The organism is Phocaeicola dorei, assembly GCF_013009555.1.
Taxonomy (GTDB): domain Bacteria; phylum Bacteroidota; class Bacteroidia; order Bacteroidales; family Bacteroidaceae; genus Phocaeicola; species Phocaeicola dorei.
This window is the reverse complement of the sequence record NZ_CP046176.1, coordinates 4,003,025-4,027,383: the sequence shown is the minus strand read 5'-3', so window position 1 is coordinate 4,027,383 and position 24,359 is coordinate 4,003,025. Positions and strand designations below refer to the sequence as shown.

Below are 24,359 nucleotides of genomic sequence, written 5' to 3'. Positions count from 1 at the left end.
AACCGTCATGAAACGAATATATGTATTATTTACTGCTCTGTGTGTATGTTGTGTGCTGGCAGCACAGGATATCAAAGAACTTTTGATACTTCATACTAATGATACCCATAGCCGTGTGGAACCTATTTCCATTACTGACCCGAATCCGGAGTTTGCAGGAAAAGCGGGCTTTGTACGTCGTGTTACCTTAATCAAAGAAATGCGGAAACAGAACAAGGATTTGTTATTGTTCGATTGTGGTGACTTTTCACAAGGTTCTCCTTTTTATAATATGTTTGGTGGTGAGGTTGAAGTGAAGCTGATGAATGAAATGGGATATGATGCCGGGACTATTGGAAATCATGAATTTGATTTTGGTTTGGATAATATGGCACGTCTTTTTAAAATGGCGGATTTTCCTATTGTTTGTGCTAATTATGGTGTACAGGGAACTGTTTTGGAGGGTCTTGTCAAACCGTATGTTATTTTGGAACGTAAGGGGGTAAAGGTAGGCGTGTTCGGACTGAGTCCTGCGTTGGAGGGATTAGTACAGGCAAAAAACTGTGAAGGAGTGGTTTTTGAAAATCCAATAGAGGCCGCCCAGCGTGTGGCAGATATATTGAAGAATCGGGAAAAATGTGATTTGGTGGTTTGTTTGTCTCATTTAGGATGGCAAGGAAAACCTTATTCTGATGAAACTTTGATTCCTAATACTCGTAATATTGATATTGTCTTGGGAGGTCATTCGCATTCTTATTTTGATAAGACTTTGTTTTATAAGAATTTGGATGGCAAAGAGATTCCATTGCAACAAATGGGAAAAAATGCTGTTTATGTAGGAGAAATGAAAGTAAGGATGGAAAAGAACTGATAGTTGCTGTTGTATAGGGAAATCTGATATAATTGAGTAAGTTAGATGAGGAGAAACATATTGTTATTTATAAGTTTATGTGTTGTCGGATGTGCGATGATGTATGCACAGCAGATGCCTGGGCTGTTACAAAAGGGGAAGGCGGACACTCAGGATTGTAAGGCGTGGGTGGATGAACAGCTTTCTGAAATGAGTTTGAAGGAAAAGATAGGACAACTGTTTATACACACAGTGGCTCCTCTTCAGACACAACGAAATAAAAACAATATATATGCAGCTATAAAAGAATATAAAGTAGGAGGATTACTTTTTTCGAGTGGCCAGTTGTCTAATCAAGTTTTATTAACTAATTATGCGCAGAGTCTGGCAGAAGTACCTTTGTTCATTACTTTTGATGGTGAATGGGGGCTGGCTATGCGTTTGAAAGGAACTCCTCGTTTTCCAAGAAACAGAGTTTTGGGATGTATACAGGATAATGAACTGCTTTATGAATATGGTAAGGAAGTAGCTCGCCAATGTAAGGAGATAGGTGTGCAGATCAATTTTGCTCCGGTGGCTGATGTGGATGTTAATCCTCGGAATCCGGTTATTAATACCCGTTCTTTTGGTGGTGATCCTCGGAATGTGGCTCAAAAAGTGGTGGCTTATGCTCGTGGTTTGGAGGATGGAGGGGTATTGTCTGTCTGTAAACATTTTCCGGGGCATGGAGATACGGAAGTGGATTCTCATAAGGCGTTACCGGTTTTGAATTTTGATCGTGCGCGTTTGGACAGCATTGAACTTTTTCCGTTTAAAGAGGCTGTTAAAGCAGGACTGGGAGGTATGATGGTAGGGCATTTGGAGGTACCTGAATTGGGTAAAAATCCGGCTTCGATTTCTTCACATATTATTTATAATTTACTTTGTCGGGAATTGGGCTTTCAAGGTTTGGTTTTTACAGATGCTTTGGAGATGAAAGGTATTTCGCAAAATGAGAATATATGCGCTCAAGCCTTGATAGCAGGCAATGATTTATTATTGGCTCCCCGTAATTTGAAGAGAGAATTGGATGGTGTTTTAAATGCTGTAAAAAGTGGAAAACTATCAGAAGAATTGATTACGGAAAAATGTCGTAAAGTATTGACTTATAAATATGTTTTAGGGTTGAAGAATAAACCTCACGTCCAACTTTCCGGGCTGGAGAAACGATTGAATCGCTCGGAAACGAAGGAGTTGATTCTCCGCTTGCAGAAAGCTGCTATAACGGTTCCTGCTAATGTAAGTGGAATCTTGCCTTTGGATTCAAAATTGAAGGGTACGGTGGTTCTGAATATTGGGAAAACTCCCGGTGCAGGGCTTGATTTTTATAATCGTTTGCAAAATACACTCTCTCTCACATGCGTTGTTGCTCGTCCGGATTCGATGGAAGCTATTAGAAAACGATTGTTGGGTAGTCAGCGTGTAATTGTGGTGGTTACTTCGGATGATTACAAAAAGTATAAAACAATGCTTGATTCGCTTCCGGCTGATTTGCCTGTTGTTTATGTGTTTCTGATGCCATTAAAGTCTATGTTGGATATGGAGGGCTACTGGAAGAAAGCGGCGGCTGTAGTATTGGGGCATAGTGATGAATCTGTTATTCAGGAGTATGTGGCTGATGTCTTGGTAGGAAAGGCGGTGGCAGACGGGCGTTTGTCCGTGGCTGTCGCCGATTTGTTCAAACCGGGTGATGGAGTGACTATAACTCCTAAAGTGTCTCGTATTTATAGACCCGAGGATTATGGTATGGACTCCAAAATACTGGAAAAGATAGACGGGATAGCTATGGAAGGAATCAAAGCGAAAGCTTATCCTGGTTGTCAGATTCTAATTTTAAAAGATGGGAAACCAGTATATGATAAGTCTTTCGGTACTTTCACTTATGAAAGTGACCAAAAGGTGGAAAAGGATGATTTGTATGACTTGGCTTCGTTGACCAAGACCACGGCGACGCTGTTGGCTGTTATGAAACTTTACGATGAAGGTAAATTTGGTTTGACCGATCGCATATCCCAATACATTCCAGCTTTAAAAGGCACGGATAAGGAGCGGGTCACTATAGAGGAGTTGCTTTTACACCAGTCGGGCATTCCCGCTTTTTGGCCTTTTTATAAGGAGGCTATAGATAAAGACAGTTATAAGGGGACTTTTTACAAAGCAAGACCGGACGCTAGTCATCATACGCAAATAGATGTACGGCTGTATGTCACTGATAAGTTCGATTATAGAAAAGAGTTGATGGCAAAATCTTTCTCTGCCGATTATCCTTTACAGGTAGCTGACAGTATGTTTCTTCATCGTTCTTTTCGTGATTCCATTATAGCACAAATAGGACGTATTCCATTAAAAGACAGGAGATATCGTTACAGTTGCCTGAACTTTATGTTATTGAAGGAAATGGTAGAGAATATCAGTAAAATGCCTATGAATCTTTTTTTAGATAAAGAATTCTATAAACCGATGGAGATGAACCGTACGGCTTATTTGCCGCTTCGACAGTTTAAAAAGGAGGAAATTGTTCCTACAGTGAAAGCGGATTATTTGCGTAAAGGAAAAGTGTTGCAAGGTTATGTACACGATGAATCAGCTGCTTTCATGGGAGGGGTGTCAGGAAATGCCGGTTTATTTTCTACGGCTCGTGATGTGGCAAAAGTGTATCAGTTATTGATTGATGGAGGAGTTTATAATGGAAAGCGTTATCTGAGTAGGGAAACTTGTGATTTATTTCTAACCCATACTTCGAAGATCAGTAGGAGAGGATTGGGATTCGACAAACCGGATGTGAATAATAGTGTGAAAAGTCCGTGTACGGAAGAAGCGCCTGAAGAGGTGGTAGGACATACTGGTTTTACCGGAACTTGCGCTTGGGCAGATCCGAAAAATCATTTGGTTTTTGTTTTTCTGAGTAATCGGATTTATCCGCGTCCTTTTGACCATAAACAGTTGATGCGGTTAAATATCCGTCCTCGTATGCAACAGGTTATGTATCAGGCTTTGATGAAATAATCGTATTTAGATTAAATACAAATTAGCGCATTTTTGTAATCTCTATGTGACAACTAATAGAGAAAAGCTGTATATTTGCTCCATCAATTAGTACTAATAATTTAATAATTAACGAAAATGGCTTACGTAATTAGTGACGATTGTATCGCTTGCGGTACTTGTATCGATGAATGCCCGGTAGAAGCAATTTCTGAAGGTGATAAGTATTCTATCAATCCGGATCTGTGTACAGAGTGCGGAACTTGTGCTGATGCTTGTCCTTCTGAAGCTATTCATCTTGGCTAAGCAATACAATTTTGTTCTTTAAAGTTAATAACGATCGTTTCCGTTGATGGAAACGGTCGTTTTTTTGTTTTTCTTAAAGCTTTGTGTTGATTACAAGCTCGTATGTCTACTTTATGAATAAAAAAAACAGGCACCACAGAAAAAAACGGATGCCTGTTCTTTTTAAAGAAAGAATATTTTATTTTAATAGGGCTAATGCTTCTTTGATGCGGCGCATAGCTTCTATAATATTCTCATCGGAAGTTGCATAACTCATACGGATGCATTCGGGGGAACCGAATGAAGTACCACCTACACATGCCACATGACCTACTTCAAGTAGATACATTGCCAAATCGTCAGCGTTATTGATATTGCGGTCACCTGCTGATTTGCCAAAAAAAGAATCACATTTCGGAAATAAATAGAATGCTCCTTGAGGATTGTTTACTTCAAATCCTGGAATTTCTTTTGCTAATTTTACAATAAGGTCACGGCGGCGCTGGAATGCCTGACGCATTTCTTCTACGGGAGTTTGAGTGCCTGTATAGGCAGCTTCGGCAGCTTTCTGAGAAACAGAGCACGGACCTGAGGTATATTGTCCTTGTAGCTTATTTACAGCTTTTACAATCCATTCCGGACCGGCAATGAACCCGATTCTCCATCCTGTCATAGCATATGCTTTTGAAACTCCGTTTACAATAATTACATTGTCATGAATCTCGGGGAATTGGGCAATGCTTTCATGTTTGCCACTGTATGTGATATGTTCGTAAATCTCATCGGCTATAACATATACTTGCGGGTGCTTTGCCAAAACAGCGGCCAAGCCAGCCAACTCTTCCTTGGTATAAACAGAACCGGTGGGATTTGACGGTGAGCAAAGAATCAATGCTTTGGTCTTGGGAGTAATCGCTACTTCTAGTTGTGCAGGGGTAATCTTGAAATCCTGATCAATACCGGCAGTAATAATAACAGGAGTACCGTCAGCTAATTTTACCATTTCAGGATAGCTTACCCAATAGGGAGCCGGGACTATTACTTCGTCACCGTTGTTAACTAGAGCCATAATCGTATTACAAACAGATTGTTTGGCACCGTTTGCACAGGAGATTTGTGCAGCTGTATAGTTTAATCCGTTTTCATTCTTCAGTTTGGCTACGATTGCATTGCGAAGTGCAGGATATCCTGGAACTGGAGAATATCTGGAAAAGTTATCATCTACTGCTTTTTTTGCTGCTTCTTTGATGTGGTCCGGGGTATTGAAGTCCGGTTCACCCACGCTTAAATTAATGACATCAACTCCTTGGGCTTTTAACTCATTACTTTTTTGGGACATGGCCAATGTTGCTGAAGGAGACAAACGATTCAAACGATCTGATAATTGATTCATTGCTATTATTTTTAATGTGTTTAAGTTTACTTGCTGCAAAATAAAGGATAATATCTCAATTATGAAAGTAAAACAGACGAAATCGCATGAAAAATGATGTGATTTCGTCTGAGTTATAGCTTTTTTATTTGTTAAAGTGCAATGTATGTCCCATTCTGTCTTTTTTGGTTTTTAAATAACGCTCGTTATATTTGTTAGGCGTGATTTCAATAGGAACGTTTTCAACTATGGACAAACCGTATGATTCCAATCCTACACGTTTGACAGGGTTATTTGTCAGCAAACGCATTTGGGTGACACCTATACTGCGTAGTATCTGTGCTCCGACTCCATAATCACGTTCATCTGCCTGATGTCCTAAAAGGATATTAGCTTCTACAGTATCCACACCATTTTCTTGCAATTTGTAGGCTTTCATTTTTTCCATTAGTCCTATGCCTCTTCCTTCTTGGTTTAAATAAACAACAGCGCCTTTTCCTTCTTTTTCGATCATTTGCAATGCTTTGTGCAGTTGTTCTCCACAGTCACAACGCATGGATCCGAAAATATCACCGGTGGCGCAAGAAGAATGCACGCGTACCAAAACGGGTTCTCCTTCTTTTATGTCACCTTTTATAATAGCGATATGTTCTAAACCATTACTTTTCTGGCGGAAAGGTATCAGACGGAAATGGCCGTATTCAGTCGGCATGTCCACTTCCACCCCTTTTTCTACTAATGACTCTTGCTTTAGACGATAGGCGATCAAGTCACGGATTGAAATTAGTTTCAGCCCCCATTCATCGGCCATTTTTCTTAGTTCGGGCAGACGAGCCATGGTTCCATCCTCACTCATGATTTCCATTAATGCGGCAGCAGGGTAGAGTCCTGCTAGCCGTGCCATGTCTATACAGGCTTCTGTATGACCGGCACGTCTCAGTACACCTTTGTCTTGTGCATATAATGGATTGACATGCCCCGGACGTCCGAATGTTTCGGGAGTGGAGGTGGGGTCGGCAAGAGCACGGATAGTGGCGGCCCGGTCGTAGATAGAAACTCCGGTACTGCAACCTTCCAGCTTATCCACAGTTACAGTGAAAGGAGTACCTAGAACTGACGTGTTTGTATCTACTTGATGAGGTAATTCCAATTCCTTGCAACGAGAAATAGTGATAGGTACACAAAGTACGCCACGCGCATGTTTCAGCATGAAATTGACTTGTTCGGGAGTAATTTTTTCCGCAGCAACAATTAAATCGCCTTCATTTTCACGGTCTTCGTCGTCCACAACAATGACAAACTTACCTTCACGGAAGTCAGCTATCGCTTCTTCGATGGTATTTAGTTTTAATTCTTCCATAGTCAAATTATAAATGATTTATTGTTTATTCTTTCTTGAATTTCACGGTTGGTCTTGATTATGTTTTTTAAATCTTTATCCAGCCGGATACTGAACCGCCAAATGCGGAAATAGAAGAACAGGCCTATTGGTACAATGATTCCTGCGAGTAAATTCAGCCATTGGTTGTCAAACGGACTTTTGTGAGCTTTGGTGGACAAAATGGGATATCTATTTAAGTATTCCAGTAATACTCCATCTTTGCTGTTGGATAATTCTTCTATGAGTAGTTCCATTTTGGCGCTGATATCGGCTATGATGTCATCATGTCCTTTGTTGGTGAAGATGCGGATATAATTAGGTGCGTCGGCCAGTCTATGCTTGATGGCATACTCGTTACAGATGTTGCATAGTTTCTCCAGTTCTGTTTGTATGCGTGGATAGTCCGGATCTTCTATAATAACTTCTTTTTTGAATACATGGCGCGAGGGGCGCAGACCTAACAGCATACGGAAGAAATTGATATATACTTCGGCATTGAATACCACTGAGTCATTATTCGACTTATAAGTAAAGAAGGCTCCGATAGGTGCCAATACAATGGTACTCATCCAAACACCTAATACCATATTCATTTCACCGCTTTTTGCTACTCGGGTAGCCCCGGAATCAATGATATAATAGATTACGAAAATCAAGACGGATACCACTACGGGCATTCCTAAACCTCCTTTGCGGATGATGGCTCCCAAAGGCGCACCGATGAAAAAGAAAATCAAACAACTTATAGAGAGGGTGATTTTTTTGTGCCAGTCGGCTTCGTGTTTTCGGATATTGTTGTCCGCATCTGTAGTTTGATAACTTTTCATGTTCCATTCACTGGCCAGTGACTCGGTGCGATCCGCCGCACTACCCAGTGTCTTATCTTTTTCAGCTAAAGTATAGGAATTGAATAGACTGTCTACATTGATTTTGCTGTTTGTTTCAACTATTTTTGCGGAGTCTGTTTTCGATAATATGATATTGCGATAAGTCGAGGCTTTTATTTCATTGTACATGCTTCTTCCCAAACTGTCGGCGCGGTGGCTCAGCGAGTCGATGGACTGGCTGATTTCAATCATATTCTTGCTGTCCGAACGGTCACTTAAAAAACTCCCATCTACCATGTTGAATCCGCCGTCAAATTCAATAATGGTATGTTTCTCTCTGAAGGTTTCACGTCGATAGGGGACATTATTGGATGAAATGGTCTGCGATTTCAGATTTTCGAACTGTTCTCCGTTATACAGATGTAGGTAAAGATGTTGTTTGTCTGCTGTCATCTCCATTTTTCCTTCGGAAGCCCATATAATGTGAGCGTTTTCAAACCCATCTGAAAAGTTGTAGATCAGTACATCTTTTAGCATTCCTGTTTCACGGTCTTTCTGTTTTACATATATATTATACCCCTCAATTTCGTCGTAAAATACACCTTCCGGAATATCCAGTTCTGGTGAAGTTTGCTTCATGGATACAAGTAAAGTAAGCAATTTGATCTGCGCTTTGGGGGCTATGACATTTTGAAAATAAAACGAGGTACAACACAGGAAAGTACAAAAAATAATCAGTGGACGTATGATCCTCAATAAGGGAATACCCGCTGCTTTCATAGACAGCAATTCATATCTTTCACCAAAGTTACCAAATGTCATTAAGGCGGCTAATAAAATTGCCAAAGGTAGGGACAAAGGTATTAAGGTCAGAGCAGAATAAAAGAAAAACTGTGCTAAAACACTCATCTCCAATCCTTTTCCGACCAACTCGTCTACATATCTCCATAAAAATTGCATCATGAAGATGAAGAGACAGATGAAAAAAGTACCTATAAAGAGCATCAAAAAGCTCTTTAGGATAAATATATCTAATTTTTTTATGCGTAGCATTATTTCATTTTGTGCAACTATCAAGGCACAAAATTAGCATAAAAAACGGAGAGCAAAGACAAGTTTTGCATATTTTTATAGAATTACAGTCCGCTTACCCTTTTTAGCTTTTCTATTTCGGAATCCCAAAGTTCTTTCATATCTTCTACTTCATCGGGTTCTGCCCAATCAATCACTTCCAGCATATAGTCAGAGGTCAGTTCGTTATAGACCATTTTCAATTCAAAATAGGCTTTAGGATCTTCATCATCCAGCCATCGAAAGCGTATAAAACTGTTAACCCGGAAGTTTGTTACTTCAGCTTGCCGTGTTTCTGTTTTTCCCCAATAAAAGGTGAATACTTTGTCTTTGAATGTCACCTTGTCTGCAAACCATGTTTCCAGGCCGGATGGGGTACTAATAATAGACCATACAATATTACCGGATCCGGCTTTCAACATGTACTCCAAACGAATTTTTTCTTTTCCCATAGGTTAGCTTTTTAAAGTTTCGGTGGCAAATTAAGCCAAATTTTCTTATTTGCCATAATAAATGCTATGTTTTTTGAAATATTTATTAGCCACATACTAAGCTGTTTTTCTCTTTAAAAACGAATTTTACAAGAAAAAGTTCTCTGAAATGTTGCAATATTCAAAATAACCTTCTATCTTTGCACCCGCAATTGAGAAACGATGGCGGGATAGCTCAGCTGGTTAGAGCGCATGATTCATAATCATGAGGTCCCCAGTTCAATCCTGGGTCCCGCTACAATGAGCAATATTAGACTGTTGAGAGGCTTCCACTCTTGGCGGTCTTTTTAAAAAACGATGGCGGGATAGCTCAGCTGGTTAGAGCGCATGATTCATAATCATGAGGTCCCCGGTTCAATCCCGGGTCCCGCTACACAAAACAAGGTATTTATGAGTTTGTTTCATGGATGTCTTGTTTTTCTTTTATTTTATGTGGACTTATTTTTCTTCTCATAAAGAATCACATTTGAATAATTTTATGTAGATTTGCTACTCATATCAATCAAAGTTGTAACTTTTGCTGAATTATGAAAAACGCATTCTATATGGAAGGGAATTTATGGCTATATAGATTATATCTTTGGGTGGCAATTTTATTATGGCTACCTGTATCCTTATCGGCCGTTGACCTTCCGAATTTAACTTTTCGTACTATTACTATTTCAGACGGCCTGTCTAACAATATTATTAATACTATTTATAAAGATAAAAGAGGCTTTACTTGGTTGGGCACCCAGACCGGATTAGATCGTTTTGACGGTATCAATGTGAAAAGTTTTCTTCAGTTTTCAAGACGTACCATTTTTTCCATAGCCGAAACAGATTCTGTTTATTTGTGGGTGGGTACAGATAAAGGATTATGGAGACTTGATAGGAAAACAGACCAAGTGAAATTGGTCACTTTGGATACAAAGTCGTTGGAAGTTAGATCAGTATTTGTAAGCCAGACAGGGCGATTACTGGTTGGAACAACTCACGGACTTTTTATCTATCAGGAGAATACTTTCAGGAAGGTGCTTTTCGGATCAAATGCTTTGTCTTCTACTAATTTTCTCACTGGCATTGTTGAAGGACATAAAGATACTTTTTGGCTGACTTCACAAGGTGGTTTGATAGAATATAATATTGTAACTGGTCAATCGGAAGTCTATACATATCAGGGTGATGAGAGGTTTGTTAATTATTTTTCTTGTCTGACTCTTTTAAAAGAAAAGCTATATTTAGGAACAGCCGGCAATGGTATGCTTGTTTTTGATATCGGTAAGACGGCTTTTTCTATTTGTCCTGAAGTGGAAAATGGATATATAAAAAGTATCATTGCTGTTAATGATGAGATATGGGTGGGAACAAATGGAAGCGGTATTAGAATAATCAGTGCGTCTACAGGAAAAGAGTTGTCGGCTATAGAGCATACTTCGAATGCGGATGCTATTTGTTCTAATGCAGTTTATTCTTTGTTGAAAGAGGATGATATGCTTTTTGTAGGTACTTACATGGGCGGATTAAGTTATACTCCGGCTCATGGAAGTTTCTTTTCTGTTTATTCTTATCCAGAGCTTTTTAATTCTTATAATATGAATGTACGTGCTTTTTGGGTGGATGCAGATGGGAAAAAAGTAATAGGCACGCGTGACGGACTTTATTATATTTCTGAAATGGAACGAAGGATAAGGCATTATACACACCGGAATTCCATTTTGCGTTCGGATATAATTTTGTCTGTAAAACCTTTCAATCGGGATTTTTTTATTGGAACTTATGGAGGGGGCTTGTACTTGCTTCACAGGAATACGGGTGAACTTTCCTTTCTTCAATCAGATCAATGTTTTATGCAAGGGTCATTTAATGGATATGAAAGGGATGTAAATAATAAATTATGGATCGGCAGTTCCAAAGGTGTGTATGTATATGATCATTTGACAGGGGAATATGAGGTTTATAACAGTCGTAATTCTTCTTTGTCGGTTAATTCTGTTTTTTCATTGAAGGCAGATTCGAAGGGCAGGATGTGGCTGGGCACGGGAGGAGCCGTTTTTATGTATGATAGGGATGATGGAGTATTTAAATCGGATGTTTTTCCGGAACATGTTTTGCCATATACTAAAAGTGTACGGTTCATTTATGAGGATAAAAAGAAGAATTTGTGGTTTTGTGATGATAAGGAGGGGGTGGTTAAGGTAGATGAGTCTTTTACGACATTTGAACACATCACGATCGATGATTTCTTACCGAATAATTCTGTGATGAGCATAGTGGAAGATCCTAAGAATGGCGGATTATGGTTTGCTACTCAGAGGGGGTTACTATATATAAAGGAAGAGGAAAATTATCATAAGATTTTTTCGTTATACGATGGCATTCCCGGATATATTTTTAATTTTCCGGTACAGATAACGGATGATAATACGGTTTGGTGGGGAAATGAACGAGGATTGGTCTGTTATGATGCAGTAAAGAGCTGGAGTGAGATAGGAACAAAAAGGTCCAGCCTCCCGTGATTACTTCCATTTCAGTCGCAGGCAGACCTTTGTGCCCGGGAGAGACATTAATGCCCGTTTCTGCTCCATTTATAGATGAGGTGTTTCTGTCTGTAAATGATAATAATATTTCATTCACTTTCTCAGCCTTGAATTATGCAGTGGAGAATACGGATTTATACGAGTATTGTTTGGAAGAATATGATAAGGAATGGAAAACTTTGATGAAAGGAAATCAGGTTTCTTATACAGAACTTCCTGTTGGCGATTATATGTTTAGGGTCAGGGCGGCTTCCAATCCTGCAGCAATAAAAGCGGTAAGGGTGGTTGTTGCCGGAAATACGCCTTTTATAAGATGGATTGTGGTGTTAAGTGTAGTCGTTTGTTGTATTCTTATTTATTTTTACTCCGGGTTATTGGGGAAGTATCGCACAATGAAGGAATATATAAATAAAAAGACGGAACCATCCGAAGAAAACCGGAAAGAAAAATATCAAAAATCAAGGATGGAAGAGAAAACGGCCATGCTCATTATTGGGAAACTGAATGAGTGTATGGAAAAAGATCGGTTATATTTGAATCCTGATTTAAAGTTGCAGGATGTGGCAAAAGTGGTGAAATGTAATACTGGAGAGTTGTCCCAAGTGCTGAATATGTTTATGAATATTGGTTTCACGGATTATGTTAATAAATATAGGATAGACGAATTCATAAAAAGAATACAGGATAAGTCTGCCTCCAGATATACCTTGGTTTCTTTGTCGGAACAATGTGGTTTCAGTTCCCGTACTTCTTTTTTTCGTTCGTTTAAGAAGTTTAAGGGAATGTCACCTGCCGAATATATAAAGGAACATGGGATATTTATAAAGTAGCGTTTGGAATAGGGGTGTTACTCTAGTGATTGGATAGAAGAAGAGAGTTTCATATTTTTTTGAAACTCTCTTTCTTGTTGTGTAATTTGTTGATTCATAGTGCTGTATGGTCTTTTTGTTTCATCTAGTAGGTTGGGATTAATCCTACTTTACAAGATGGTTGAAAAGACATTTCAGTTTCTAATTTTGCTGATAGAAAAATATTTTTATCCATTAAAGAAACTGATACGATTATGAAAAGCAGAACTTTTTTTACTCTTGTTTTTATCTTTTTAGTTAGCATAGGATGTTTTTCGTGTAAAACGACTGCTACTGATGATTTTCCTGTTGATTCGGAAATTGCGTATTGCCGGTCTCAGGCTATGCGGACGCTGGTTTCTATTCCTTCGTTAGATAAAATTCCTAATTCTATGGATTTAGATAGTATTAAATGGCGTTATACACAGGCAGGCTCTTGGACTTGTGGATTTTGGCCTGGTATCCTTTGGTATTTATATGAGGATACTAAGGATAATATGTGGAGGGAAGCAGCAGGAAAAGTAACCGATATGATTGCTCCCTTGGCTTACAGGAAAGCAAAGAGTCATGATTCCGGTTTTATTATGATGTGTAGTTTGGGCAACGGTTATCGTTTGACAGGAAAACCGGAATATAAGGAAGGATTGCTGCATGCCGCAGATTCTTTGGCTATGCTTTATAATCCTGTTGTGGGTACTATTTTATCTTGGCCTGGAATGGTGAAAAAGGAAAACTGGCCGCACAATACTATTATTGATAATATGATGAATTTGGAACTTTTGTTTTGGGCTGCGCGGAATGGAGGGGGGCAGTATTTGTATGACATTGCCTGTAAACATGCGGAAACGACTATGAAACATCAATTCCGTAAAGATTATTCATGTTATCATGTAGCGGTGTATGATACGCTGGATGGTCATTTTATAAAAGGAGTTACCCATCAAGGATTGAGTGATGATTCTATGTGGGCCCGTGGACAGGCATGGGCTATTTATGGATATACCATGGTATATCGTGAAACACATGATGTGCGTTTTTTGGATTTTGCTCGGAAGGTATCGGATGTCTATTTGTCCCGTCTTCCTGAGGACATGATTCCTTATTGGGATTTTAATGCTCCGGAATTATCCTCAGGTGAACCGAAAGATGCATCGGCTTCTGCCATAACAGCCTCTGCTTTATTGGAACTTTCTACCTATATAAATGATAGTGATTCTGCATTTTTCTATCGGAATAAGGCTGTGGAAATGCTTCAGATACTATCCTCTCCGGCATACCAGGCTCGAAATAAAAAAGATGCTTTTTTATTGCATTCGGTTGGGCACATGAACAAGGGATGGGAAGTTGATGCTTCTATTAGTTATGCAGATTACTATTATTTGGAAGCATTGGTACGATTGAAACGTTTGAAAGAGAAACAATCTGTTTTGGCTAATTTATAAAACCATTGTTAATCCATCTATATTATGAATACACAATCTGTTAATACCAGTCTTTATCAAAAAGGGGATATCTCCTTGGAGAGAATTTATGGAAAATATAGGAATAGTTTTATTAGATATGCCGGAAAAGTGCTATCTGATGAATTTTATGCGGAAGATGTAGTGCAGGATGTATTTACAGGATTGTTTCAGCAAACAAATTATTTTGTGTCTGAAATGGCTGCATTAAAATGTATTTATATTGCTATCTATAATCGTAGTATTGATATGTTGCGTCATAAACAGATTGTGCAGCATTATGAAACTGCACATAGTGATAAAAAAAGGGAAGAAGTCAGTATTGGTGAATATAATGAGTTGCTTACTAAAGAATTTTTTATAATAGTTGAAAATGGAATAGATACTTTACCACCTAAATGTAAACAGATATTTGTAATGAAAAGTAGAAAATCACTTTCGAATTCAGAAATAAGTAATCTTTTAGGTCTGTCTCTTCGTACGGTTGAAAACTAGGTTTATATTGCCCGTAATGTATTACGAAAATATATTGACTCTTATTTATGCTCTTAAATTGATGATAATATGAAAAGACTATTTTTAGGAATTTTAGCAATATGTTGGGTTATTGGTGTGAAGGCGCAAGAAGTGTTCTCACCTGATGGTAAAATTAATGTGCGATTCTTCTTGTCGGAAAAAGTATCTTTAATAATACAAGTGACTGACGGGCTGCTTCCAATGATACAGCCTGATGTTCCTTGCTATGGACGATTTGTTCCGCTTGTTTACCATTACCCCGATAGGGATTGTCAAATAATCCCAGCCAGAATTTGACACGAAGTATCTCGGCTACCCGTTTGTCAAGAGTTTCCTGAGAGATTTTACCGTCGGAAACAGCTTTACGAAGAGGCAAGATAAAATCAGCAGGCGGAGTGAAATGGGTACGGATATTCAGTCCTGCATTGACAGCCTGCGCTATTCCGTCTTCGTATGTATTCGCCACTTTATGTTTACTGGAGATAAATTCCACAGCTTCACTGTCCGATACGACATATCCTTTAAATCCCCATTCCTGACGTAATATTTCAGTCAGGAAATGATAACTTCCCGTAATGGGCTCTCCGTCATAGTCATTATAAGAACTCATCACTCCCAATGTTCCGGCTTCTTGAAATGCCATCCGGAAAGGTTCTATATATAAGGTACGCATTTCTCGTGGAGCTACGTGTGGATCAGTCCGCGTCTTTCCGTCACGCCCACCTACCGGAATGCTATAAACTGCAAAATGCTTTGGAGTAGCCACCAGGTTATGTTTTTGCAGACTGGTAATCATTTGTTTTCCCAGTTCTCCTACTAAATAAGGATCTTCTCCGTATGTTTCCACGCATCTTCCCCAGCGAGGATCTTGGGCGATATCAAGGATAGGAGAATAGATATTGGTATACCCCAGCGCTACAGCTTCTTTGGCTTCCACTTCACCGATACGGGCTATCAGCTCTTTATTCCAAGTAGCGCCCTGTCCGCATTGGGCGGGGAAATAAGTTGCCCGGTCATGACATAATCCGCGAATACCTTCATTGGTGAAATCTACGGGGATGCCTAAACGTGTTTCTTCTACAAACCAGCGTTGAATGGCATGCTTGGCATCCACATGTTTGGTGTAGGGAAAAGAATATTCGGACTTGAAAGTTCCCAGTCTGTTATGTTCTTCATCTATGTTCCCTATTCCGTCTTTCCATACCTCTGTTTTCCAATTGTCTTGGGGCAGGGCATCTTTCAGTACACGTCCTGAACCATAGAGGGTAGCCATCTGGCAACTTTTTTCTTCCAATGTCATTTGTGAGAGCAAGTCTTGTACCCTCTCTTCCAGTGGGGCTTTAGGATTTTCATATAGATCCATTTTTCCATTCTTGTTGAAATCTATCCATCCTTTGTGATAAATTCCATCCGGCGTATCTCCTGATACTTGTGTACAAAACAGGAAAGAGGCTACTGTAAATAAAGTGTGTTTATTCATGTTATCTAGGTTTTGTATATATGCTTAATACGTACAAAGATAGAATTTTACTCATCTCCCCGGAAGATATTCATAACTAAAGTTGAGTGTTTCTTGATTGTGATTCGTCTTTGTAATAAAAGTGAAGATAACTATGAAACATGTATTTTTATTTGGAATATTCGGTTGGTTCTTATCATTTACGCTTGTCGCACAAACAGGAATCTGGCAATGGTCTGTACCCGTTCATAATTTTAGCACTCATCCCAAGAATCCTGAGTCAAGGGCTTACTTGTGGATTCCCAGTCAGTGTGAACAAGTAAAAGCAATCTTGGTTGCCCAACACAATATGGAGGAAATTTCTATCCTTGAAGATGAGGTTTTCCGGCAGCGTATGGCTGAACTTGATGTTGCTCAAATATGGGTATGTCCTTCTTTCAATCACGGATTTGATTTTACGGATGGGGCATGGGAAACTTTGGATGGTCTTTTGGCAGATCTTGCTGAAGAATCTGGATATAAAGAGTTGTCTACAGCTCCTTTAATAGCTATAGGACATTCGGCAGCTGCTAGTTGGTCTTATTATCTTGCAGCCTATAAACCGGAACGTACATTGGCATGTATTTCTGTCAGTGGTCAATGGCCATATCATCGTGATAAGTGGTTATGTCCAGATATTTGGGGTGAGCGTAACATCAATAAAATCCCTTGTCTGGAAACCATGGGAGGATATGAATCAGCACATACATGGAGCAATGAGGGTTTGAAAGAACGTAAGGAACATCCATTGCTACCTTTAAGTATGTTGGCCTGTCCTGCTGAAGGCCACTTTGCCTATACCCCGGAAAAAGCACAATATATAGCTCTTTATATTAAAAAGGCAATGCACTATGGACATGTGGATCCGACAAAGGAAGGATGGTTGATGGAGCGATGGAAAAAAAATGAAAAACCTTCTTGTATTCCGGCACCGGTAAATCAATTTAAAGGTGATCCTGCACAAGCTTTTTGGTTTTTTGATCGTGAGATGATAGAGGCTACTTTGGCGTATCAATCCCGATATTACGATATGAAGCCACAATTGGTAAGTGTGTCTCAAAACGGAAAAACAGTATCCCAACAGAATACTCATTTACAAGTTCACCCGGCTTTTATGCCACAGGAAGATGGTATCACATTTCAATTGACTCCTGTTTTTCTGGATACTGTTCCAGGAGAAAGCCCCCGACTTTCCAATTGGACTGATTTACCTGTCGGAGCATCTATTGGTCATGCCGGAAAATCCCCTGTCTTGCAGATGATTACCGGTCCGGCTGTTTTAGTTGATTCTGTGACATTTCGAATTCAATGGAATCGGGGAACTTTATGGACGGACAAAAAATCGGATATTGTTTTTTCAATAACTCATCCAGGAGATAAAGAATATAAACCGGCTGTTCAGCAAGCTCAGATTACAATTCCGGTTAAAAATAGGGAAGGACAGCCGCAACATATTGAATTTGCAACGTTACCGGACATAAAGCGTGGTACTAAGTACGTTTCTTTATCTGCTGTTTCCAGTTGTGGCTTGCCGGTTGATTTTTATGTAGAATCGGGACCGGCTTATGTGGATGGTAATCGATTGATATTAACTGCTATTCCTCCTAAGGCTGCTTATCCGGTGAAAGTGACTGTGATAGCTTGGCAATACGGAAAAAACTCATATCCAAAGATAAAGACAGCAGAGCCGGTAAAGCAAACATTTTATATTCGTTGACTTTAAATAATGAATTAAATAGGCGGATCATAAAATAATTCATTCGAATTGAGTGGAATAGCTCTATGATACGTATTTTTGTGAAAGAGAATGAATAGAATTATGAAAAAGACTATTTTATTGATATGCTTGCTGATAACAGGTGTATTATATGCACAAGAGAATTTTTTGTCGATAAAACTGTCACAAGGTCATCCCCGATATCTGACGGATAACAAGGGTAAAGCCGAAACGCAGAAGTTGATAAAGGAAGAACCATGGGCACAGGAAGTGTTTGAAAAGTTAAAGCAACGGACTGACCGGTATGCTGACCGAGGGCCTGAATGGCTTACTTCCCGCTTGCAAATGTATTGGAAAACTCATGCAACGGAGGTATATATTAAAGGAGAATATTATGATCATGCAGGAGGAGAGAAGGCGCCGGCTCCTACGGTGATGTATACCGGTGCACGCAGTCATGCAACTAACTATGTACGTCCCAAGCTGGAAGATTTGAAGCCTTATCAGGAAGATGCTCGGGGAATGTATCTGGCAAATGGGACGTTGGAAGGCAGACCATACGAATGGGTGAATATCAGTAAAACCGGAAATATCATCCAAAGTATTAATGTAGAGATACTGGGTATCGCCCGTGATGCCGCTTTTCTTTGGTGGATGACCGGAGAGAAGAAATATGCTGATTTGGCAGCTTCGGTATTTGATACTTATATGACGGGGATCTATTACCGAAATCTTCCCAAGGATTTGAACTATGGACATCAGCAGACTTTGGTGGGTATGAGTAGTTTTGAAGTCATTCATGAGGATGCAGTGAATGCTTTGGTTCCATTGTATGATTTTTTATATGATTATTTAAAAACCGATAAGGCTGATAAGATGGACATCTATGCCGGAGCATTCAAGAAATGGGCGGATAATATCATTGATAATGGAGTGCCGCATAATAACTGGAATCTGATGCAGGCGCGTTATATCATGAGCATCGGCATGATTTTGGAACCTGATGCTTCTTATCCGGACAAAAAGGGAGGCGAATATTATATTGATTATGTGTTGAATCGTTCTTCCATCCGTCAATGGTCACTGAAGCAGCTTGCTGATTATGGTTATGATACAGAAACCGGTATTTGGGCTGAATGTCCGGGGTATAGCCAAGTGGTTATCGGAGATTATACGGATATGGTTACTATCTTTGACCGTAATTTGGGTATGGACCTGACCGGAGAGATTCCCGTCATAAAAAAAGCGGTGGCCGCCGACCCGCAATATTTGTTTCCGGATTGTATGACAATGGGCTTTGGCGATACACATCCCGGTAAATTGAATCCTGCTATCTTTGCCCGTATGGTAACTAATGCGCAAAAGCATGGTAAAAAAGATCAGGAAAGGCAATTTACTGCTATGTTGAAGTTATTTGATCCCGATGCGTCCAAATCGGCGGCTGAAAAGAAAAACGTGAAGGTGGCGGTAACTTCTTTCTTCAGTGACAAGCCTTTGGTGATTGATGATAAGATACCTGCCGGTGATATCAATGATTATGTGACTCCTACTTTTTATGCTCCCAATGCCAGTTGGCTGGTGCAACGCAATGGCATGGACAAACGCCATAGTCTGATGATTGCTCAAAACGCCAGTGAAGGGAACCACATGCATGCCAATGGCATCAGCATGGAACTTTATGGAAAAGGATATCGTCTGGCGCCGGACGGCGGCATCGGCTTGACCCTTTATTCCGGTTTGGATTATTTGGAGTATTACAGTCAGTTCCCTGCACACAATACGGTTTGTGTAGATGGAATCTCTTCTTATCCGGTTATGAAAAGCAATCATGCTTTCAAATTATTGAACTGCTATCCCGAAACGGGGGTGAAAGTGGATTATCAGCCTGTGAGTTATAGTGAAGTCTTTTTCCGTGAACCTGAATCACAGGCTGATCAAAACCGTATGATGAGTATTGTGACTACAGGAGAAAAGAACGGATATTATGTCGATATTTTCCGTAGCAGGAAAGTGGAGGGAGGAGATAAAATGCATGATTATTTTTATCATAATATGGGACAAACCATGAACTTGACTGCTGCTGACGGGAGTAGCTTGTTTCTTCAACCAACGGAGGAACTGGCTTTTGCAGGGGCACATATATATGCCTATTCTTATTTGTTTGATAAGAAAAGTGCCGAGACCTCCAAAGATATTAAAACAACGTTTACTATACAGATGCCGGATGAGGATAATATCAGTATGAATATGTGGATGAAAGGTGCTCCTGAACGTAAAGTGTTCTCGGCTTTGAGCCCGATGACTGAAGGGTTGAGCCGGATTCCGGATATGCCTTATGCTATCAAAGAGCAACCTACGTTGACTTTTGTAGCCCGCCAACAAGGTGAAGCTTGGAATCGTCCGTTTGTAGCTGTTTATGAACCTTCTTCTGTAAAGGAGCCGGGATGTATTTCCTCCGTTACTTTTCCAGAAGTGGAAAGTGGTGTGGCTGGAAGTCATGTCGGAATTTGTATCCAACAAAAAGAGGGGCGTGTGGACCGGATTATTTCTTCGGATGATGCAGGCCATTTGTGTAAAAGTGGAGAAATGACTGTACAAGCAGCTTATGCATTGTGGGGAAATAAACAAGGCGATGATTGTATTTTCTTTTTGGGAGGAGGTACACTATTGAAAACTCCACATGTTGAAATAAGTTCATTGACAGTAACAGATGTGATGTTGGTGTATAAAGAGGGCGTTTGGAAATATGCAGCTTCTACACCTTGTAAAGTCAGGATGAATGGAAAAGAATATAATTTGTTGCCCGGACATGATTTACGCAAACTTTGATATAAACTTTCTTTTATAAAGTAATCTTTTTAAATCATCATCCTTTCTTTTTCATACAGCAAATAAGAAGTGGATGATGATTTTTTCTTTTTTTGATAGGGAAAATATATTCCCTTTTCACTATATTTGCATTATTTGATAAACACGAGGTTCCAAATATGCACAATGTAATGAAAAACATTTTAAGATTTATATTTATATTGTTTCTTATATTCTTGTCTTTACCCATTTTCTCTCGTTCCTACGCTTTTCGTGGCTTGTCTGTAACTGAGGGTTTGTCAGATTTAGTGGTAAACGCCATTTATAAAGATTCTTTAGGTTATGTTTGGTTGGGGACCGGCAATTCGTTGGAATGTTTTGATGGAATTCATTTCAAGCATTATCTTATTCCGGGTTCAGATGAAAAATTGAAACGGGTAAATGCCATTGCTGAGATGCCTGGCAATGAATTGTGGATGGGGAATGGCAGTGGATTATGGCGTGTTAGCAAGCAGAAAAATAGTTTGGAGCCCATTGCCCGTGAAACGATAGGATATGCTGTGCGCTCTCTTTTACATGACGGGAAAGGAATACTTTATATCGGAACAGAAAGAGGACTTTTCATTTATAAAGGAGGGAGCCTGAACCAAATTATGATAGATCCTAATATGTTGTCGGCGGCGAATTCGATTGGTGGTTTGAATTTGGGGGAAGATGGAATACTTTGGATGGCTACGGAGAATGGTCTTTATTCCTTACAACTCTCAGATGGAAAAATAGAGGCTTATCATAATGTGGTGGAAGAGAAACATGTTTGTTCCTTTAAGAATATAGCCCGGATAGGGAGTATGCTTTATTTGGGAACGATGGGACAGGGAATCATCAGTTTTGATACACAAACTAAAGAATTTGCCCGTTTTGTTGATGTAGGTTGTAATGTCATTTCTTCTTTGTCCGGTGATGGCAAAAGCCTTTTGTATGTAGGGACGGATGGTAACGGAGTTCATTTTGTATCAACGGATAAAAAGAAAGTTGTTCGTTCCATGCGTCATGAAACAGGGAAGGATGAGACTTTGCGTTCTAATTCCGTTTATTCTGTTTTGGTTGATAAGGAAGGATTGATATGGGTAGGATTCTATCAGCTGGGATTGGATTACACATTATATCAGAGCGGGTTGTTCTCCACTTATACGTATGCTCCTTTTTTTGATTCCGGAGATATGCCGGTACGTGCACTTGCCATCGAGGGGAAGGAAAAGCTGATCGGATCTCGTGACGGACTTTTTTATATTGACGAAGAAAATCATCGTTATAAAAGTTTCAAGGTTCCACAGTTACGCTCAAATATGATTTTCAGTTGTCTGTATTATCAGAATGAGTATTATATAGGTACATACGGTGGGGGAATGTATGTTTTCAATCCTGTAACTTTGACACTCAGAGATTTTGCCCCCGATGGAGGAATGCCTTTCAGTAAAGGACATATTTTCTGTATCAAGCAGGATAATGAAAGTAATTTGTGGATAGGGACATCTTTAGGAATATTCTGCTATAAAAATGGCAGACAGATAGCTCATTATACCAGTGCCAACTCTAAGTTGCCGGAAGGGAATGTATATGAAATTTATTTTGATTCCACCCATAAAGGATGGATATGTACGGAGAATGGAATGTGTATTTGGGACCCTTCCGTCCGGACATTAAAAACCGATGTGTTTCCTGAAGGATTTATTCATAAGGAAAAAGTAAGAGTGATCTACGAAGATTCCGACCATGATCTTTATTTTTTTCCGGACAAAGGCTCGCTTTTTATCTCTGATTTATCAATGACTACTTTCAGACGTTTGCAGCCGGGGACTCCTCTGGATGGGAATGATGGTATGTTTGTTGTGGAGGATCGTGAAAAGTGGTTATGGCTGGGAACTAACAATGGTTTGTTCCGGTATGATAAGAAAGACTGTTTTATTCCTTATAATTTTGTCGATGGCATTCCCAGTTCCATATTTACTCTTTGTCCGCCGGTGCGTGATGAGAATGGCATTTGGTTTGGAAACTCCAAAGGGCTCTTATATTTGGATGCAGTGCGGATGAATCAGAAGAAATCCATTCCCTATCCGGTTGCCATAACAGAGGTATGTGTAAATGGAAAATCTGTAGTGCAATCTGTTGTGAGAGATGGCGGCAAGAGTGAAATTTCATTGGAGTCTTCTCAAAAGAATGTTACCTTTTACTTTTCCGATTTCAGTTATACGGCACCTGCCTTTATGTCATATGAATATCAGTTGGAGGGTGAGGATGCCGGATGGATAGCTGTGACAGGTCGTTCGGATATGACTTATTATGATTTGCCGTCCGGTACCTATACTTTTAAAGTAAGGCGGACGGGGAATCCAGAGTCGGAAACTCAGATGACGGTTAAAATCGCTTCTTCTATCAGTATATGGAGCATAGTGTTTATCGTGATAGCAGTGGTGACCGGAGGTATTGCTGTTCTTTTGTCAAAGAAGAAAGAGGGAGAGGACGAAAGGGAAGAACCAATGCCTGGTCCTGCTAAGGTTATAGAAAAGGAAATACAATCGGTTAAGGAAACCAATGTTGTAGCGGAAGAAAAGTATAAGACAAATAAGATAAGTGTGGAAGAATGTAAACGGTTGGCGGATAAATTGGAGATTGTTATGCATAAAGAAAAGCCTTATACCAATCCTAATTTGAAGATTGCCGATTTGGCCGCCTCTATCGGAACCTCATCTCATACTTTGTCCTATTTGTTTAATCAGTATTTAAACCGTAATTATTATGATTATATTAATGATTATCGTATAGCTGAATTCAAGCGCTTGGTGGAGAAAGATGAATATGCTAAATACACTTTGAGTGCTTTGGCAGAGTTGTGCGGATTCAGTTCACGGGCTTCTTTCTTCCGATATTTCAAAAAAGCGACAAATATCACTCCCAATGAGTACATCCGAAGTATTGGGAAAAACAATGAATAACCTCGCTATTTCTTGTTGAGAGTATCAAATTATTATATGATACAGATAGTCTCAAATTCTTAAGCTGCTATAAATTAGCAGCTTAAACTGTTTTTTGTCTAGGGTAATGATATGAGATTTATTGGAACCGGAAAAGTGCTTTTCTTGTTCTTCTACCTTCTATATTTGCATTCGTAAATGTAACCCAAAAAGCTGAAGACATGAAAAACATATCCATGAAATCTATTCAATTAATAAAAGACTCTTATACGAATTATCATCATTCGGTCTATCTGTATCTTTATTATAAGATAGGTCATAAAGAAGAGGCAGAAGACTTGGCACAAGATGTGTATGTACGGCTGATGGATTACGATCGGATGCTCTGTGCAGAAACTATTAAGTATTTCATTTTTACCATTGCCCGTAATTTGGTGACTGACTATTTACGTCGTTATTATAAGAGGCAGGAAGTGACTTCTTATTTATATGAGCATGCGGTAACTTATACAAATGAAACTGAGGCTCGTGTGGTGGCTGATGACTTGGAAGCATGTGAGAAATATAGATTGTCTTTGCTTCCTCCACAGCGTCGTACTATTTATGCAATGAGTCGTTTTGAAGACAAATCTATTTCAGATATTTCAGCGGAATTAAATCTTTCGCATCGTACCGTTGAAAACCATTTAAGGATAGGGCGGCATGAGGTGCGCGAGTTTATCAAACAGTGTATATAATAAG

General features: G+C 39.5%; 13 protein-coding genes, 2 tRNA genes and 2 pseudogenes. 12 read left to right on the top strand and 5 right to left on the bottom strand.

The genetic code is table 11. From position 1 onward, the window contains the following. Positions 1 to 7: 7 nt before the first annotated feature. The 3 genes from GKD17_RS16920 to GKD17_RS16910 all read left to right on the top strand — a co-directional run bounded on the left by GKD17_RS16920 (position 8) and on the right by GKD17_RS16910 (position 4,159). A complete protein-coding gene (locus GKD17_RS16920) occupies positions 8 to 850 on the top strand; it encodes a bifunctional metallophosphatase/5'-nucleotidase (RefSeq protein WP_007839508.1) in 843 nt (280 codons plus the stop codon). 45 nt (positions 851 to 895) lie between these two features. After that, positions 896 to 3,874, top strand: a complete 2,979-nt coding sequence (locus GKD17_RS16915; protein ID WP_032935446.1) for a glycoside hydrolase family 3 N-terminal domain-containing protein — start codon at positions 896 to 898, stop codon at positions 3,872 to 3,874. Between the two features lie 117 nt (positions 3,875 to 3,991). After that, entirely contained in the window at positions 3,992 to 4,159 is a 168-nt protein-coding gene (locus GKD17_RS16910) for a 4Fe-4S binding protein (RefSeq protein ID WP_005841910.1), read from the top strand. 178 nt (positions 4,160 to 4,337) lie between these two features. Here GKD17_RS16910 and GKD17_RS16905 read toward each other — a convergent pair whose 3' ends face one another. From GKD17_RS16905 to GKD17_RS16890, 4 genes are all read right to left on the bottom strand, one after another. Next, the gene (locus GKD17_RS16905) at positions 4,338 to 5,531 is read right to left on the bottom strand and encodes a pyridoxal phosphate-dependent aminotransferase (RefSeq protein WP_007846017.1); all 1,194 of its coding nucleotides are present in this window, start codon (positions 5,529 to 5,531) and stop codon (positions 4,338 to 4,340) included. A gap of 124 nt (positions 5,532 to 5,655) precedes the next feature. Beyond that, on the bottom strand, positions 5,656 to 6,870 hold the full coding sequence (locus tag GKD17_RS16900) for a bifunctional 3,4-dihydroxy-2-butanone-4-phosphate synthase/GTP cyclohydrolase II (protein ID WP_007831619.1): 1,215 nt from the start codon (positions 6,868 to 6,870) through the stop codon (positions 5,656 to 5,658). 2 nt (positions 6,871 to 6,872) lie between these two features. After that, positions 6,873 to 8,771, bottom strand: a complete 1,899-nt coding sequence (locus tag GKD17_RS16895) for an LptF/LptG family permease (protein ID WP_007831621.1) — start codon at positions 8,769 to 8,771, stop codon at positions 6,873 to 6,875. A gap of 83 nt (positions 8,772 to 8,854) precedes the next feature. After that, on the bottom strand, positions 8,855 to 9,241 hold the full coding sequence (locus tag GKD17_RS16890) for an START-like domain-containing protein (RefSeq protein ID WP_007831622.1): 387 nt from the start codon (positions 9,239 to 9,241) through the stop codon (positions 8,855 to 8,857). 203 nt (positions 9,242 to 9,444) lie between these two features. Between GKD17_RS16890 and GKD17_RS16885 the strand changes: the two genes are divergently transcribed. The 5 genes and pseudogenes from GKD17_RS16885 (at position 9,445) to GKD17_RS16865 (ending at position 14,602) form a co-directional block, all read left to right on the top strand. Further along, positions 9,445 to 9,518 (top strand) — tRNA-Met (locus GKD17_RS16885). A gap of 61 nt (positions 9,519 to 9,579) precedes the next feature. Next, positions 9,580 to 9,653: transfer RNA gene (locus GKD17_RS16880), tRNA-Met, on the top strand. Between the two features lie 154 nt (positions 9,654 to 9,807). Continuing rightward, positions 9,808 to 12,629: pseudogene (locus GKD17_RS16875) on the top strand (two-component regulator propeller domain-containing protein). Positions 12,630 to 12,862: 233 nt separating this feature from the next. Next, entirely contained in the window at positions 12,863 to 14,089 is a 1,227-nt protein-coding gene (locus tag GKD17_RS16870) for a glycoside hydrolase family 88 protein (protein WP_007831627.1), read from the top strand. Positions 14,090 to 14,113: 24 nt separating this feature from the next. Further along, positions 14,114 to 14,602 (top strand): sigma-70 family RNA polymerase sigma factor, encoded by a 489-nt coding sequence (locus tag GKD17_RS16865; RefSeq protein ID WP_007831628.1) that lies wholly within the window; start codon positions 14,114 to 14,116, stop codon positions 14,600 to 14,602. A 187-nt stretch (positions 14,603 to 14,789) separates the two neighbouring features. Here GKD17_RS16865 and GKD17_RS16860 read toward each other — a convergent pair. Continuing rightward, positions 14,790 to 16,103: pseudogene (locus tag GKD17_RS16860) on the bottom strand (glycoside hydrolase family 3 protein); the annotation flags it as partial. Positions 16,104 to 16,236: 133 nt separating this feature from the next. Here GKD17_RS16860 and GKD17_RS16855 point away from each other — a divergent pair. The 4 genes from GKD17_RS16855 (at position 16,237) to GKD17_RS16840 (ending at position 24,355) form a co-directional block, all read left to right on the top strand. After that, the gene (locus tag GKD17_RS16855; protein ID WP_007831630.1) at positions 16,237 to 17,838 is read left to right on the top strand and encodes a hypothetical protein; all 1,602 of its coding nucleotides are present in this window, start codon (positions 16,237 to 16,239) and stop codon (positions 17,836 to 17,838) included. A 90-nt stretch (positions 17,839 to 17,928) separates the two neighbouring features. Continuing rightward, entirely contained in the window at positions 17,929 to 20,667 is a 2,739-nt protein-coding gene (locus GKD17_RS16850) for a heparinase II/III domain-containing protein (RefSeq protein WP_007831632.1), read from the top strand. Positions 20,668 to 20,825: 158 nt separating this feature from the next. Further along, on the top strand, positions 20,826 to 23,639 hold the full coding sequence (locus GKD17_RS16845) for a two-component regulator propeller domain-containing protein (protein WP_032935450.1): 2,814 nt from the start codon (positions 20,826 to 20,828) through the stop codon (positions 23,637 to 23,639). A gap of 200 nt (positions 23,640 to 23,839) precedes the next feature. After that, positions 23,840 to 24,355 (top strand): sigma-70 family RNA polymerase sigma factor, encoded by a 516-nt coding sequence (locus GKD17_RS16840; RefSeq protein WP_007831635.1) that lies wholly within the window; start codon positions 23,840 to 23,842, stop codon positions 24,353 to 24,355. The last annotated feature ends 4 nt before the right edge of the window (positions 24,356 to 24,359 follow it).